The sequence below is a fragment of the Pseudomonas sp. NFX71 genome, from assembly GCF_048079215.1.
Classification (GTDB): domain Bacteria; phylum Pseudomonadota; class Gammaproteobacteria; order Pseudomonadales; family Pseudomonadaceae; genus Aquipseudomonas; species Aquipseudomonas fluorescens_B.
Genome location: NZ_CP182230.1, coordinates 4,613,654 through 4,628,625 on the forward strand (window position 1 = coordinate 4,613,654; position 14,972 = coordinate 4,628,625).

Here is a 14,972-nt window from a genome sequence, read left to right on the forward strand (position 1 = left end):
CCCCATGGCGATCGGCATGGGGGTCGTTGTTATCGGTCGCAACGAGGGCCTGCGGCTTGAGCGCTGCCTGGTTTCGCTGGTGGGTGCGGCAGAGCAGGTGGTCTATGTCGACTCTGGATCAACGGACGATTCGGTGGAGATGGCAAAGGCGCTCGGGGTCGAGGTGGTCGAGCTGGATATGTCGATCCCGTTTACGGCGGCCCGCGCTCGCAATGAAGGATTTGCCCGCCTGCAACGTCTGCTGCCGGCGATGCGCTACGTACAATTTGTCGACGGTGATTGCGAGGTTGTCGAAGGCTGGTTGTCCCGGGCACAGGACTTTCTCGATACCCGGCCTGACGTGGCGGTGGTTTGTGGGCGGCGCCGCGAACGATTTCCACAGCGCTCGATTTACAACTTGTTGTGCGACCTCGAATGGGACACGCCGATAGGCGAGGCCAAGGCCTGTGGTGGCGATGCGTTGATGCGGGCGGATGCCTTCGCCGCAGCGTCGGGGTTTCGAGCGGACCTGATCGCCGGGGAAGAGCCCGAATTGTGTGTGCGCCTGCGGGCGAATGGATGGAAGGTCTGGCGTCTGGCCGAGGAAATGACTTTGCACGATGCGGCCATGACCCGCTTCGGCCAGTGGTGGCGGCGTACATTGCGCGGCGGACATGCCTTTGCCGAAGGTGCTTTTTTACATGGGGCTGCACCGGAGAAACATTGGCTGCGGGAGTCGCGTCGTGCCTGGTTCTGGGGCTTGGGCGTGCCACTGGCGACGGTGATCGCACTGTTGATGCTGGGCTGGTCAGGGCTGCTTCTGCTGCTGGTCTACCCGTTGCAAGTCGTGCGCCTGGCTCGTCGAGGCGGTAGATCAAAGCGCGAAAACTGGCTGCTGGCTTTATTCCTCGTGCTGGGAAAATTTCCCGAAATGCTCGGGCAAGCCAAGTTTCTTCTGAACAGATTCGGCACCGGCAAAACCGCGTTGATCGAATACAAGTGAGACGTCCATGAATAATTGGCTGCTACTGAAGAGCGTGTTTACCTTGCATGCGGGCTATTCGTTAAGAGCCTTGAAAAACAAGCTTAAATTATTGGTTTTGATTGGGAAGAACTGGTCGGGGCTCAATGTGTTTTTGGGGCGCATGTCGAATGCCCTGGGCAAGTCCGGTATTGAGAAGTTGGGGGCAGATTGTATCGGTGTCGTTCATTGGCCCTACATCAGTAAAAACTGGAGCGCTCAGGACCGATTGGATGTGCTGGCTTCGCATTACGAAGTCATCACAAAAAGCTGCCCGCAATTATTGCTTTCCGGGCGAAGCGAACGTCTGGTGTTGAGTGACTTGTCGGAATACTCCGCGGGTTGTTTCCTGGTGCTGGACCGTCCTACATGGTTCATGCGGGAAGGGGAGCTGGTACTGAATTTGTTTCAGGGGGATCTGCGCATCGCCTCCATCGCGTTCTCCTTGTGCCGAACGGACACTGAGTTGTGTATTTTTATCGGCGCCGTTCAAGGGATACACAAAGGCGTGGAGAGTGATCTGTCGTTGAGCATCTACAGGGACCTGACAAAAGATTTTGAAGGTCTGCGGCCAAGAAGCTTTCTGATCGAAGTGATCAAATACCTTGCCATCAACCTTGGCGTTGAAAAAATCTATGCGGTAGGGGATGGGTATCGCCACCATCGTCACCCGTATTTCGGTACTGAAAAGGCTCAGGATCTGGCGGCAAATTACGACGTGATCTGGCTGGAGCACGGCGCGACGCCCTCGCAGCGCGAGGACTTTTTCGAGATTCCCATGGAGCCGTCCAGAAAACCGCTCGACAGTATCGTCGCAAAAAAACGTGCCATGTACCGCCGACGCTATGAGCTTCTGGATGACACCTTCAGAAGGATAGACAGCGTGTTGTCAGCCAGTTACAGCAAGCGCCGTGACGTACCTGATCGCTGTACGACGGTGGAATCACCTGCAGCAATAACCCTCCGCAACGACAACTAAGCCTGGGTTCCTATGCGCATTGCTTATTTCATCAATCAGTACCCCAAGGTCAGCCATAGCTTCATTCGTCGCGAGATTCTGGCGGTGGAACGTCAGGGTTTTGAGGTGCAGCGTATCGCGCTGCGTGGCTGGGATGCCGAGTTGGTGGATGCCGAGGACGTGTCCGAGCGCGATGAAACCCGGTATGTCTTGCAGGACGGAATAAAAGGGCTGTTGGGTCCCGCGCTGCAGGTATTGCGCGCCCAGCCACGCCGCTTCTTTTCGGCACTGTGGCTGGCGTTACGCATGGGCCGGCGTGCTGATCGCGCCTGGCCGTATCACCTGGTTTATCTGCTCGAAGCCTGTCGCCTGCTGACCTGGTTGCAGGCGTTCGGCGCCAGGCATGTGCATGCGCATTTCGGCACTAACTCCACCGAGGTGGTAATGCTGGCCAACGCGCTCGGCGGGCCAGCGTACAGTTTTACCGTGCACGGCCCGGAAGAGTTCGACAAACCGCAGTTCATTCATCTGGGCGAGAAAGTACGGCGCGCGGCGTTTGTCGCGGCCATCAGTTCTTATGGCCGCAGCCAGTTGTTTCGCTGGGTGGATCATTCGCACTGGGCAAAAGTAAAAGTGGTGCATTGCGGCCTGGAGCGGAGCTTTCACGATGTGACGCCGGTGGCGGTGCCTGCCGTGCCGCGTCTGGTTTGCGTCGGTCGCTTGTGTGAGCAAAAGGGTCAGTTGCTGTTGCTGGAGGCCGCGCGTCTGTTGGCCGCGCAAGCCGTGGAGTTCGAAATCGTACTGGCTGGCGATGGGGAAATGCGTGGGCAAATCGAGGCCCTGATTGCACAGTATGGCTTGCAGTCGAAGGTACGCATTACCGGCTGGATCAGCAGCGACCAGGTGCGTACGGAAATTCTTGCCGCGCGCGCCCTGGTACTGCCCAGCTTTGCCGAGGGCCTGCCGGTGGTCATCATGGAAGCCATGGCCTTGCGCCGGCCGGTGTTGACGACTTATGTGGCGGGCATTCCCGAGCTCGTGCGCCAGGGCGAGAACGGCTGGCTGTTTCCCGCCGGCGAAGTGGAGGCGCTGGCCGCAGCGATGGCGGACTGCCTCGCGCAACCTGTCGAGGTGTTGCAGCGGATGGGCGAAGCGGCCTGGCAGCGGGTGGTGGAACGCCACGATATCGATACCGAAGCAGCCAGGTTGGCTGATTTATTCAAGGCACAAGCATGATCACGTTACTGGGTTGGCTGTTCAGCGCACTGCTGGTGCTCATCGTCCCGCCGGTATTGGTGTTGTCTGCCCAGGTGTTGCTGGCCTGTCTGCCTGCGCGGTCACGTCCGTTGGCGCCGGGACCGCGGCCGAGGGTGGCGGTGCTGGTGCCGGCGCACAATGAATCCTCACTCATCGTTGCGACGCTGGACAGCATTCGGCCGCAGCTGCGGGAAGGCGATCGCCTGTTGGTGGTGGCGGACAACTGTTCTGACGACACCGCAGCGCTGGCCCGCGCCGCGGGTGCCGAGGTGGTGGAACGTCGCAACGAACAGCAGCGTGGCAAGGGGTATGCGCTGGACTTTGGGGTGCGCCATCTGGCGATCGACGCGCCGGACGTCATGATCATTGTCGATGCCGACTCCCTGGTGAGTGAAGGCTCGATCGAGCGTCTCGCCGTGTGTTGCATCAACTCGGGGCGGCCAGCGCAGGCACTGTATCTAATGCATGCTCCAGCGGGTTCCGGGTTGAAAGTGCAGCTTGCCGAGTTCGCCTGGTGTGTGAAAAACCGAGTGCGGCCGCAAGGTTGGGCACGGCTTGGCTTGCCTTGTTCATTAATGGGCTCGGGCATGGCTTTCGTCTGGAAGGACCTGGCTTTGGTCGATCTCGCCAGCGGCCATATCGTCGAAGATCTGAAGATGGGCCTGGATTTTTGTCGAAGCGGCAAGCCGCCTTTGTTTTGTCCCGATGGGCTGGTCACCAGTTATTTTCCGCGCAGTGACGAAGGCTTGAGTATCCAGCGTAAGCGTTGGGAACACGGTCATCTGGGGGTCATCCTGGGTGATGCGCCAAAGTTGATGGTAGAGGCGATCACCCGGCGTAACGGGAGCCTGTTAGCGATGACGCTGGATTTGCTGGTGCCTCCGCTGGCCTTGCTGACGTTGGTTCTGGCCGCAGCCTTTATCCTCTCATGGCTGGTGTTTTTGCTGGGCGGAGCATTGGCGCCCGCAGTGATCGCTTCGCTGGGGATGGCGCTGTTGGGAGGGACTGTCCTGCTGGCGTGGAGTCGCTTCGGTCGGGGGATCATCGCTTTTTCGACACTGTTGTATGCGCCGTTCTACGCGTTGAAAAAAATCCCCCTGTACATCGGCTTTATTCTGAAGCGTCAGGTTGAGTGGGTGCGGTCGAAGAGGGACGATAATTAATGCACGCTTTGTCCTGGCAACACCGTTGGCAAACGATTACCCGAAAACTCAGGGTGGTCAGCGATGTTGATGATGAGCAACGATTGATTGAGGTGTTGTCCAGACCTGAAGGGACGACCGTGCTCGGATTCGCCAATGCCCATGCCATGAACCTGGTGGCAGCCAATACCGATTACCATAGCGCGCTGCTCTCGGCGGACGTGCTGCTGCGCGATGGCTCCGGCCTGGCCATCCTGTTTCGTCGCCTCGGACTGGAGCCGGGACTGAATATGAACGGCACCGATTTCATCCCCAAACTGCTGGCCGCGTACAAGGGCCGGCGTGTGGCTTTCTGGGGGACTGAAGAGCCTTTTCTGACCCATGCCGTGCGGCACAGCGAAGCGCAATTTGCGGTCAATGTTGTCTCTGCGCATCATGGCTTCGCGCCAGTGGATACCTACATCAACCTTGCCCGGGAGTTTCAGCCGGAACTGGTTGTGCTGGGGATGGGCATGCCCAAGCAAGAAGCCGTTGCTGCCAGGCTGGCCGACAGCGGCGTGCCCTGTCTTGTCGTGTGCGGCGGGGCGATCCTGGACTTTCTGGGCGGCAAGGTGACTCGCGCTCCGCAATGGGTGCGTCGTATCGGTTGCGAATGGGTGTTCAGACTCATCACTGAGCCAAAGCGACTCTTCCGTCGTTATGTGATGGGCAACCCGCTGTTTCTACTGCGTACTTTGATCTTCAGGCAAGCCTGACTCAACAGGTCTTTTGATACCTGGCTCAAGCTTTTCCGGCGCCATAAAAACAGCGTCTGAAATATCTTGCAAAACTTCGGCGTTACACCTTTACTCATGTTGAAGTTTCGACTTGACGGGTGTGCTTGAGGTTGTTTGCTTCATTAAGATTGGCGTCAACAAAATGTTGTCGAACAATCTTGAGTTCCAGGGAAGGAGTGGCGAGTTTTTCGCAAGAAGAAGGGTGGCAGGCTCAAAGTGGATGACGGATTGTATCGAGATTGTAATAACCGACCGGTTTGAACAATGTGCTCAGTTGTCGCGCTTTCATTTCAAGTCTTTGGTTTATTGATTTGAAACTAAAATGGCCCTTCCTTGAATTGTGCTAATAACCAAATGAAAGAATATATAGCAGAACCCATGCGTCGCTTATTAACTCCTTCAATGCGATTTGAGCTAAGGAAAGCTGTCGCCTGGCTGCGGGATATTCTCGGGCGCGCCTGTTTTTGGCGCTGGGAAATTGTCAGGTTCAAACTGCGGGAAGACAGCCTCTACGACATACTTTATGTGGGCAGGAAAACACAGCGGGAGTTTGTGAAGGTTTTACTGGGCGTTCAATCTCAAGGGGTTGATGGGCAGTTGAAGCTGGGCAAGTCAGACCGGACAGTGGTGGTCAGCGAAATGCCGACCCCGGGGGCCTTATACGTGCCTCAGTACTTGAGTGCTGTCGTGCCGCTGAGCAGGTCAATCGACGAGATCACCGCGAGATACAACACCGAGCTGCGTCGGAACCTGCGCAAGAATCGTCTGCGTTACCGCATGAAGCAAGCGTTGAACGATGACGAGATTGAAATCGCCGATCGGGAAATGCTTCAACCTTACGCCGCGGCCCGGCATGGTTCGGCCGCCTCACAAATTGCAGCACAGGAAGTTCATCGGGTGGCAAAAGTTGCAGGGCGACTCGATCTGGTGCTGCTGGAAGACGAGGTTGTTGCATGCCATCTTGGCTGCGTAGTCACCCGGGCAGGTAAGCGTTATTGGAGTACCGTGCGCTTCGGTTACCCCGATGTAGTGTTTTCGGATACAAAGAAATTACGTGAAGTTAACTCCATTACCACCTTCATGGCGCTGGAATGGGCGATTGAAAATGGTTTTGACTATTACGATATTGGAACTTGCCTGGCACGCCCGGACGACGGGCTTCTGGAATGGAAAAGAAGACGCGGTGGCGATGTCGATACGCTGGGTAACCACGGTTATTTGTTTGTTCAACTGCCCAAGGCAGGTGCAGCTCAGTTTCTCTGGGAGGCGCCGTTATTTGCGGTTGAGGGTAAAAACCTGACACTTCATCTTGGGTTGCCGGACGGGCCGAGTGATGAAGAAGTTGCCAGCCGATATCGCGAGATGGGATTTGGTGGTCTTTCGACAATATATATCCATTGTTCCAGAGTGCCGGGAGAAGCGCTTCTCGACACCTTGCGCAGTCGTTACGCTCATTTGAAGTTGCCCCCTGTCCTGGAAATTGTTGTATCCACCTGAACAAGTTGTTGCCTTTAAAAAACCGGTTTTAACCAAGAACGCTTGTTGCTGTTTATCCATATCTGGATGGGGTGGCTATGTCTCAATTTAATGCATTGACGAGTGGCGGCCAATCGAAATGGAGCTTCGCGGCGTATAAGCACCTTTTCAACACGCGTGTCACTCGGACGCCGTCGCTGCCCCTTCAGAGTCAGGCCGTGAAAACCTGGGACATTGCCCCGGGCGAAATCGCGATGGCTCCGCCCGCGTTCTACCTGCCCGATCAACTGGAGCGTGTGACGGGTTGGGCCGAGGCGCTTTTTTATCCTCATGAGCATCCTCGACGCACAATGGAAGGTGTCGGTCGTGTTGAACATAGCCCGACCCGAGGCTACTTGCTAAAGGATGTCTGGTTGATCGATGGCACGCTCTACAAAGGCAATGCCAAATCGTGGTTGACCCCGGGTGCTGGCCGGTTACCGGGCATTCGCGTAGAAAACGAAATCGATCGCGGCGCGTTGTATTGCACTGCGGGGGGAAACAAATGGTTTGGCACCTGGCTGATGGATGATTGTTTGACCTATCGATTAGCCTGCGACGAAGGTGTCCCGGTGACCACGGCACCCTTTGCCGATAATGTTTCCATTGCCAGGAACGGCATACTTCATGCCCCCGGTTACGAGAACTGGCTGGACATGAGGCCCGTTCGTTTACGTAATGCTTTTTTCCGTGAACTCGTGATCTTTGACGATCTGAGCCAAAACCGAAACAAGCACCTGCGTTTTCGGGCGATGGGTGAAAAATTGCTGTCGCACGTCAACGTCAGCGCTCATCCGGGCGTGTTCATCCTGCGAGGCGGCAAGGGTGAGCTGCGATTGCTGCGCAATGAGAGGGAACTGGCAGAGCGCCTGCGTGACCGTAGAGGCTTTCGCATTCTCGACCCGGCGACATCCGATGTTCCAACCATTGTCGCGGCCTGTGCCGGGGCAAGAACCGTGATAGGGATCGAGGGGAGTCAGCTTATCCATGGGGTCAATGTGCTTCCCCCGGGCGGCTCGCTGCTCGTTTTGCAGCCGCCTGATCGTTTTGTCTGTTTCTTCAAGTACCTGACCGATCGTGACCGGCAGAACTTTGGCTTTGTGGTCGGCACGCCCGCGGGCACCGGTTTCACCATTGACCCCGATGAAGTGGAGCGCACGCTGGATCTCTTTCCGTCATCGTACGGCGAGGCTTAATCCTCGCCTTTACGCGTGACCGGTTAGTAGGCTTGTTTGCCGGAGAAGGCCGATACCGTCCGTAAAAGAATGATGAAGTCCAGCCAGAGCGACCAGTTGTTGATGTACTCGATGTCTGAGTCAACCCGCCGAATCATTTGTTCTATATCTTTCGTTTCACCGCGAAGGCCACGCACCTGAGCCAGGCCGGTGATGCCCGGTTTAATGTTGTGGCGCGCAAAGTAGCCCGAGACATCGGGCGAGTACTGCACGTCGTGCTGGATCGCGTGCGGACGAGGGCCTACCAGCGACATTTCCCCCATCAACACGTTGAACAGCTGCGGCAGTTCATCCAGGCTGGTTTTCCGAATAAAGGCGCCGACCCTCGTCACGCGTGGATCATTCTTTTGTGCCTGCTTGACGGTGCCGTCCGACGCTTGATGGACCACCATGCTTCTGAACTTCCAGATCCGGAAAACTTCGCCACTCCACCCCATGCGTTGTTGACGAAAGAACACAGGGCCGGGGTTATCGATCTTGATCGCAAGGGCGACGATCGCCAGCACGGGCGCCGCAAAAAGCAGGATGAGAAAAGCTCCGACCTTGTCTTCGAGATTCTTCAGAAACAGCCGCATACCCATCAGCGGCGTTTCGGACAAGGTCAGCACGGGAATGCCGGCAATCTCGCGAACGCTGTGGTTGATCAACTTCAAGGCGAAAATGTCAGGCACCCAGTTAACCCTGACGTGTTTGTCGAACAGGCTTAAATAGACCTTCTGGATAACTTCGGAGCCGCCCACAGGGGTCACAAAATAGACGGTACGAATGGCGTGTTTGACAACCAACTCATCAAGATCGGAGATATTGCCCAGTATCGACAGACGAGTTGCGCCTTCCTGGCCTTCTTTTCCCCAGTCATCGTCCGCGCCAATCAACACACAGCCGACGATGCGTTCACCGAGCCAGGGGTTATTGCTGATTTTCTTGTGGAGGTAGCTCGCCAGTTCCCCCGAGCCGATGATCAGCGAATTTTCCAGTTGCGTCGGGTGAGCCAGAAACCGCTTCTGCATTTCCCGTGTGGCGAGGTGCAAAAACAACTGGGCAAAGTAGCCAAGAACAAATAACTCCCCAACCAACAGCCGCGAATACCGTTCGCTTGTTTTGGTCAGAAAAGCCATGGCCACGAGAAAACCAAAGGTCGCGGTCCACGCTTTCAGAAGCTTGAAGGCTTTGACGGTAAAACCGACATTGCTGCGGTAAATGGCGTAGTGGTCGTACACCACCGCCAATGCCCCCAGCAGGAGCAGGAGCAGGATGACGTAATCCTGGGAAATGAAGCCGATATGATAATTGATCAAAAACCACGCGACACCGGTTACCGCAACGCAATCGAGACCGGCCTGAATGACGATACTGGTGCTGCTTCTTCGCTGGAGAACGGAACGCGTACTGTTGGGCTCAAAAATCATTTTCAGACCTCATTTGCTTTCCCTTGCGCTCGATATGACAGGATTCAGGTCAAACAGCCCTCGCTTGAGAGCCTCAGCGCCACCGACAAGTTACTCATGCTTGTGACAGGTCTCCACCCTAAAATGTGTAAATCTGGTGAGACGAAGTCGGGTGCTATCACTTTAGCACCACTGTGCAAACATTCACTGAATCACTGCTGTTTCATACAACAATCAAGGCAAAAAATGAAGTTGGGCAGGAGGGGCCGAGCAAACACGGGGGGACGCCTCCGCGGTGTCTACCGCAGGCTTGTCTGATCAGCAATCTTGGGGACGGTAACTCGCGCGGGACAGACGTCTCGCAGGGCAGGGCGCAACCGGCAGGGCGGGAACCGGGGTCCCCGTTTTCATCGTGGCGGTCCGGTTACACCGTTGTCAGTTATTCATCCCGTCTTCAATGGCGATGCCTTGCGCACGCATCTGCTGGATCAGTTCGGCGCGGGTGCCTGGAAGGTTGAGCATGGTTTTTGCGCGCAGGGCCGCCACTTCTTCCGCGCTGTAAGGTTGATAATCCGCAGGTGTGCTTTTGCCGGCCATGCCGTCTGCACGCATGAGCCAGTTCAGCAAGTCGGCCAGCTGCGCGTTGTCCAGCGCGGACTGTGACATGCCGGGAACACGCACGAGAAACTCGCGCCCGCCCGGTACCTTGAGAAAGTTGCCGACAAATCCCGCCATCCGCGGTGTGTCATTGGCGGGGGAGCCCATGCCATTGCCCAGGTGGCAACCGGCGCATTGCAATTGGTAATTCACGCCAACGCTGTAGCCGGCCTGGGCAATCGGTTTCTGCGGCGCTTCATTACCCGGCGCATGACGCTGCGCCGGGTCGGGGATGGCTCTGGCGTGTACGAGCGGGGCAGCCATGACGCAGGCAAGACCGAGGAATAGCAACTTACGCATGACAGACACCTTGTGCTGATGGCCGGTAACCGCAAATAAAAAAAACGACAAACCCAAAAAAAACCGCCGATTGCGCGAACAATCGACGGCAACTGCGCGTTAAACCGCCACGCCACGAATGATCGAAACGGTGCAGTGGTAGATGTGCGATTTGGCGGCCAGGCACCAGTTCACATCGTTGTTGTTGAACGGGCGATAGGCCGGTTCTTCACTGTCGTTACGGGTGCAGGCGCACTGGGCGCAGCTCTGTTTACCGCAGCAGTCGTTGTACGAAATGATGTAGTCCTTGCCGTCGGCCGGGTTGCGGCACGTGCCGATCCAGGTGACTTGCGACGCTTCGGTGCCCGGCGGGCAGGACGTCACCGACCCCCCGCAGCAGCTGCACAGAAAACCGTCGATCGAGCAGTAGCGCCAGTAGTCGCAACTGTTCGGATCACCCGGGTCACCGGCCTTCGGGTTGTCCGCGGCCAGGGCTTTGCTGGTGCGGTCCAGCGGCAACAGCAGGGGCAGCGCGGCGCCCGCGACCATCAGGGAACCCATGCGCGCCAGCAGTTTGCGACGCGAGGTGGTGTCGGCCACTCGACGGGTCGAGCGCTCGAATAACAGATCCAGCAGTTTCATAAAAGTCTCCCTGCCTTAATCAGTGGCTATGGCCGTGGCTGTGATCGTGAGCGTGCGGCTGGCTGTTCAGGTATTCCTGCAGCGTGGCGCTTTTCAGGTGTTCGACTTCGAACAGGCTGTCCAGGTGCTCGCGGGAGTTGACCAGGCCTTTGGCGCGCAAGGTGCCGGTCTTGTCGATCAGGGCGGCGTACGGCAGCTTGCCGATCTGATAGGTCATGCCGACTTCCGGCCCGACCACATAAGTGGCGTCTTCCAGTTTGTGTTCGCGGATCAGCGCTTGCTGGGCGTCCATGTCACCATCGCTGATGAACACCACGTCGAGGCGATTCGCCTGTTCCCTGGCAATCGACTTGATCGCCGGCAGCAGGGATTTGCAGATCGGGCAGGTCGGCGAAAGGAAAAACAGCAGTTGGGATTTTTCACCGGCATAGCCGAAGTTGACCGGGCGACCGTGACGGTCGGAAGCCGTGACTTGCGGCGCGGCTTCGTTGACCGCCACGCCTTTGTCGACCATCAGCGCACCGGCCGGGGCCAGACGCCCGTGCAGCACACCAATCTGCCGGACCAGGCCCATGACGACAAACGCCACGGCCACCAGCAGTACCCAGAGCAGAACGTTGGAAACGATTAAGCCTTCCATTGATCACCTACCAATCAGTTTGAGCAGAAGAGGGGAGTTCGCCAGCAAGCCGTCGGCTGCGGCGTAAATCAGCAGCGCGACGGCGCTGGCGGCGACAGTGACGAAGCCGTCGAAAAAACCAAGGTCACGGGCGACCGGCGACACGCTGGCCAGCAGCGCCAGGACCACCAGCGCGCTGTTGCGCAACAGCAGAACCGGACGCAATGGCTGCGCCTGGTCCGGGCCGGCACAACCGCAGTCGATGTCGCCGCGACCGCGCCACAGGTTGATGCCGATGGCCGCGGCGTAGAGCGCGATCAGGCTGGCAGCACTGAGCGCCGCCCACGAACGGCAGGCCGGCACCAGCAGCGCAAAGGCAATCGCCAGTTCAATCACTGGAATGACTCGGGCGACAGGGCGCACGATCGCGCCAGGCAGCAGTTGGTAGTCGCCCAGTTGCCTGGCAAAACGTGCCGGTGCACGTAACTTGTGCGTCGCGGCACTGGCCAGCAACACCGCAATCGCGAGCGCGCTGGCAATGATGAAGATCGGATCGATATACATGGCCGAACCTCGTTTAGTAGCTCATGACCTGAGTCGCGGTTTTGGCGACTTTCGGCATGCTGCCAGTGAGCGTGTTGGTCTTGAGGTCGAAAATCTGCAAGCCGCCTTCAACGTCCGTGCCGAGCAGCAGCGGCTTGTCGTCGCCGGTGGCCTGCATGCTCCAGACCGGTACCGGTGCTTCCAGCGTCGCCACCTTCTTGTGGGTTTTCAGATCAAACGCCCAGATCAGCGGGCTCGGGTCTTCCCACTTCATCGGTTCGTGAGCGTCGTGCATCAGCACGTACAAACGGTTCAGCTTTGGCGCGACGGCCATCAGCTGCCAGCCACCGGGCGCCCATCCGGCTTTCTTTTCCTCGTCGCTGGTCAGTGACCACGCCGGCAGGATTTTCGGTGCATCGGCAGAGAAATCCACCGGGCGCACCGTGCCCGTCGTGGTGGTGAAGTAATAGGTGTCGCCGATGTTCACCGCGCGCTCATTGAGCTTTTCAGCATTGGGGTCGAAGAACGGCGTGCGGCTGCGCGCGGTTTCCTGGCCCTGATCGTTGAGCGTGATCACCTGCAGGCTGCCATCGCCGCACAGCGAGGCGAAGCGGCGGTTGCCGATCGGGTAGTTGAGTACGCAACCCGGAATCGCCAGTTCAGCGGCGACGGACTTGGCCTGGGTGTCGACCACGGTCACTGAAGTCGACGGCGTGAAGTTGTAGACGTAGACGAAGCGGTCATCGCCGCTGGTCTTCAAGCCGTAGCGCTGGGTCAGCGACTCGGCGCGCTTGGTCGGAATCAACAGCTCCCAGGCCGGCGACAGGGTCGAGCTGTCCCATGCGGTCAACACATCCGTGCGTGTGCCACGGGTGCCGCGTGAGTAAAAGATGTCGGCGCTGTAGAGGGTTTTCTGATCGTGGCTGAGCGTCGAAGGCGCCGCAAAACCGGTGGGTACCATGCCGAGGACGCGTTTTTTGTCGGGGTCGACCACGGTGACGCGGCCGGCCACGAAGCTTTCGAATTCGACGTCGACGATGAACGCGCGATGGACTTCCGGTGGAAATGCCAGAACGGTCTGGCCGATCGTGTCAGCGGGCAGATCCGCGCTGGCATTGTTCAAACCGAGTACCAGCAGGCTGAGACTCAGCGCTGACTGTACGGTGATCCTGGTGGCTCGCATTAGGGGGAACTCCCTGAATTATTGTTCACGCAAATCGCGGGTGCATTGGCAGATTTTTGCAGTTCGATTCTGCCTCGCCGGCCGAGGGGGTGAATTGCTGTGGCTGCCAAGTGTTTGTGTGTCTGTGCCAGTCTCAAGAAGCACATTTCGAAATCGCCGGAACTGCCGATCAACTGGGCGCAGGAGTCGGGTGAAAAACCTGTGGCAAGGGGGGTAAACCCCTCGCCACAGGTTTTGTGCTTGTCTCAGGTTTTGGTCGTAGCGAGTCTTCGAGTGTCAGGCGGGAGTGGCGAGGGGAAGGGAGAAGGTGAACACGGCGCCGCAGGGCTCAAGGTTTTGCGCCCAGATATCGCCACGGTGGCGGCCGATGATGTTTTTGCACAGCGCCAGGCCGATACCGTTGCCGCTGACCTTGGAGGAGAAGAAGCCGTCGAAGAGCTTCTCTTGCGCCTGGGCCTGAATGCCGCGACCGCAGTCTTCGATGCGCACCAGCGCCAGGTGGTTCTCGGCGCTGGCCTGAATCCGCAACACCCGTCGTTCGACCGGCAAGTCGTTCATCTCTTCAATCGCGTTGAACGCCAGATTGAGAATGACCTGACCGATTAGCACTTTTTCGCAGCTCACCATCAGCGGCGTCGGGCTGGCGACAATGTCGACGCGGACCTGACTCGGGTCGGCGCGCAGGCTGATGAAGTAACGGGTTTCGCGCAGCAACGCATTGAGGTCGATCAGCTCTTCGCTTTGCTCCAGCTTGACCACGTAATCGCGCACGCTCTTGATGATCAGCGACGCATGCTCGATTTGCCGCACGGCGTTTTGCAAGCCCCAGGCGACGCCCTGATCGGTGGCTTGCTCTTTGTTCAGGCGAATCATCGCGCCTTCGATGAAGTTGCGGGTGGCGGCCAGCGGCTGGCTCAGCTCATGGGCTATCGCCACGGCCATTTCGCCCATGGCGTTGTAGCGGGCCAGGTACTCGAGTTTTTGCTCGCTGACGCGCCGCGCTTCTTCGGCGCGCACTTGCTCGGTGACGTCGCGAAACAACAGCAGATGGCCAACCAGATCGTCTTCGATTTCGATAAAACGACAGGTCGCTTCATGCCAGCGCCACTCACCGTCGCGGCGCTGCACGTGGTAATGCACGCTGAACGGTGCGTGTTCCGGTGTTTCGCTGGCCAACTGTTGCAACAGGCGCTGGCGTGACTCCTCGTCGCACCAGGACAGGAAATTTTCGCCGATCAGCGCGTGCTCTTCGCTGTTGAGCAAATGGGCGCCGGAGTCGCTGATAAAACGGATATCTCCCTCAGGACCAAGCACCGCAACACCTTCGGCCAGGTCCTGCATGAACGCCTTGAGCCGACTCTCGAAACGCTTGAGGTCGCGCTTGACCTTGTCTTCCCTGGAAATGTCGCGGAACTGCACCATCAACACATCGCGCCCTTCCAGATGCACCAGTGTGGCGACCGCCTCGGACAGAATTTCAACCCCCTGCTTGGAGCGATAACACCACTCGATGGCGCGCTGGCCCGTGCGCGCGGCGCCTTCGAGCCAGCGCAAACCCACCGAGCGCCGGTACTTCGGCGCATCGCGGGTCATGTCCGGGGCTTTCAGTGGCGTCAGTTCTTCCAGGGTGAAACCGAGCGCGCTCAGGGCGGCAGCGTTGGCCCAGAGAATCTCCTTGCTCTGTGCGTCGTGAAGAATGATGCACAACGGCATGGCTTCGATGAGGGTGAAAAAGTCGTGCGGTTTTGGCAGGTACATCGCGCAGCCCAGAGGAACCG

Annotated in this window: 14 protein-coding genes; 7 read left to right on the top strand and 7 right to left on the bottom strand. The window is 58.0% G+C overall.

The features are described 5' to 3' along the window. Nucleotides 1–4 precede the first annotated feature (4 nt). The 7 genes from ACM1ZW_RS21650 to ACM1ZW_RS21680 all read left to right on the top strand — a co-directional run bounded on the left by ACM1ZW_RS21650 (nucleotide 5) and on the right by ACM1ZW_RS21680 (nucleotide 7,844). Nucleotides 5–982 carry a glycosyltransferase family 2 protein gene (locus ACM1ZW_RS21650; protein WP_416739309.1) on the top strand — a complete coding sequence of 326 codons (978 nt, stop codon included), beginning with the start codon at nucleotides 5–7 and terminating at the stop codon, nucleotides 980–982. A gap of 7 nt (nucleotides 983–989) precedes the next feature. Then, nucleotides 990–1,979 carry a DUF535 family protein gene (locus ACM1ZW_RS21655; RefSeq protein ID WP_017338064.1) on the top strand — a complete coding sequence of 330 codons (990 nt, stop codon included), beginning with the start codon at nucleotides 990–992 and terminating at the stop codon, nucleotides 1,977–1,979. 12 nt (nucleotides 1,980–1,991) lie between these two features. Next, on the top strand, nucleotides 1,992–3,194 hold the full coding sequence (locus tag ACM1ZW_RS21660; RefSeq protein WP_416739310.1) for a glycosyltransferase family 4 protein: 1,203 nt from the start codon (nucleotides 1,992–1,994) through the stop codon (nucleotides 3,192–3,194). After that, nucleotides 3,191–4,378, top strand: coding sequence for a glycosyltransferase family 2 protein (locus tag ACM1ZW_RS21665; protein WP_416739311.1), 1,188 nt, complete (start codon nucleotides 3,191–3,193; stop codon nucleotides 4,376–4,378). The genes ACM1ZW_RS21660 and ACM1ZW_RS21665 overlap by 4 nt, the downstream gene beginning before the upstream one ends. Then, on the top strand, nucleotides 4,378–5,112 hold the full coding sequence (locus ACM1ZW_RS21670) for a WecB/TagA/CpsF family glycosyltransferase (RefSeq protein WP_017338067.1): 735 nt from the start codon (nucleotides 4,378–4,380) through the stop codon (nucleotides 5,110–5,112). The genes ACM1ZW_RS21665 and ACM1ZW_RS21670 overlap by 1 nt, the downstream gene beginning before the upstream one ends. A gap of 375 nt (nucleotides 5,113–5,487) precedes the next feature. Continuing rightward, the gene (locus ACM1ZW_RS21675) at nucleotides 5,488–6,630 is read left to right on the top strand and encodes a hypothetical protein (protein ID WP_416739312.1); all 1,143 of its coding nucleotides are present in this window, start codon (nucleotides 5,488–5,490) and stop codon (nucleotides 6,628–6,630) included. A 77-nt stretch (nucleotides 6,631–6,707) separates the two neighbouring features. Beyond that, nucleotides 6,708–7,844 (top strand): glycosyltransferase 61 family protein, encoded by a 1,137-nt coding sequence (locus tag ACM1ZW_RS21680; RefSeq protein ID WP_416739313.1) that lies wholly within the window; start codon nucleotides 6,708–6,710, stop codon nucleotides 7,842–7,844. A gap of 23 nt (nucleotides 7,845–7,867) precedes the next feature. Here the strand turns inward: ACM1ZW_RS21680 and ACM1ZW_RS21685 are convergent, their stop codons facing one another. The 7 genes from ACM1ZW_RS21685 to ACM1ZW_RS21715 all read right to left on the bottom strand — a co-directional run bounded on the left by ACM1ZW_RS21685 (nucleotide 7,868) and on the right by ACM1ZW_RS21715 (nucleotide 14,952). After that, complete coding sequence (locus ACM1ZW_RS21685) at nucleotides 7,868–9,292, bottom strand: undecaprenyl-phosphate glucose phosphotransferase (protein ID WP_017338071.1); 1,425 nt, start codon at nucleotides 9,290–9,292, stop codon at nucleotides 7,868–7,870. Nucleotides 9,293–9,706: 414 nt separating this feature from the next. After that, the gene (locus ACM1ZW_RS21690) at nucleotides 9,707–10,228 is read right to left on the bottom strand and encodes a cytochrome C (RefSeq protein ID WP_414883994.1); all 522 of its coding nucleotides are present in this window, start codon (nucleotides 10,226–10,228) and stop codon (nucleotides 9,707–9,709) included. A gap of 99 nt (nucleotides 10,229–10,327) precedes the next feature. Beyond that, complete coding sequence (locus ACM1ZW_RS21695; RefSeq protein ID WP_008079640.1) at nucleotides 10,328–10,849, bottom strand: methylamine dehydrogenase light chain; 522 nt, start codon at nucleotides 10,847–10,849, stop codon at nucleotides 10,328–10,330. Nucleotides 10,850–10,868: 19 nt separating this feature from the next. After that, nucleotides 10,869–11,489 (bottom strand): methylamine dehydrogenase accessory protein MauD, encoded by a 621-nt coding sequence (gene mauD, locus ACM1ZW_RS21700; RefSeq protein ID WP_017338073.1) that lies wholly within the window; start codon nucleotides 11,487–11,489, stop codon nucleotides 10,869–10,871. A gap of 3 nt (nucleotides 11,490–11,492) precedes the next feature. Further along, nucleotides 11,493–12,032, bottom strand: coding sequence for a MauE/DoxX family redox-associated membrane protein (locus tag ACM1ZW_RS21705; protein ID WP_017338074.1), 540 nt, complete (start codon nucleotides 12,030–12,032; stop codon nucleotides 11,493–11,495). 13 nt (nucleotides 12,033–12,045) lie between these two features. After that, nucleotides 12,046–13,194, bottom strand: coding sequence for an amine dehydrogenase large subunit (locus ACM1ZW_RS21710; RefSeq protein ID WP_017338075.1), 1,149 nt, complete (start codon nucleotides 13,192–13,194; stop codon nucleotides 12,046–12,048). 276 nt (nucleotides 13,195–13,470) lie between these two features. Then, entirely contained in the window at nucleotides 13,471–14,952 is a 1,482-nt protein-coding gene (locus ACM1ZW_RS21715; RefSeq protein WP_414883992.1) for a PAS domain S-box protein, read from the bottom strand. Nucleotides 14,953–14,972 lie beyond the last annotated feature (20 nt).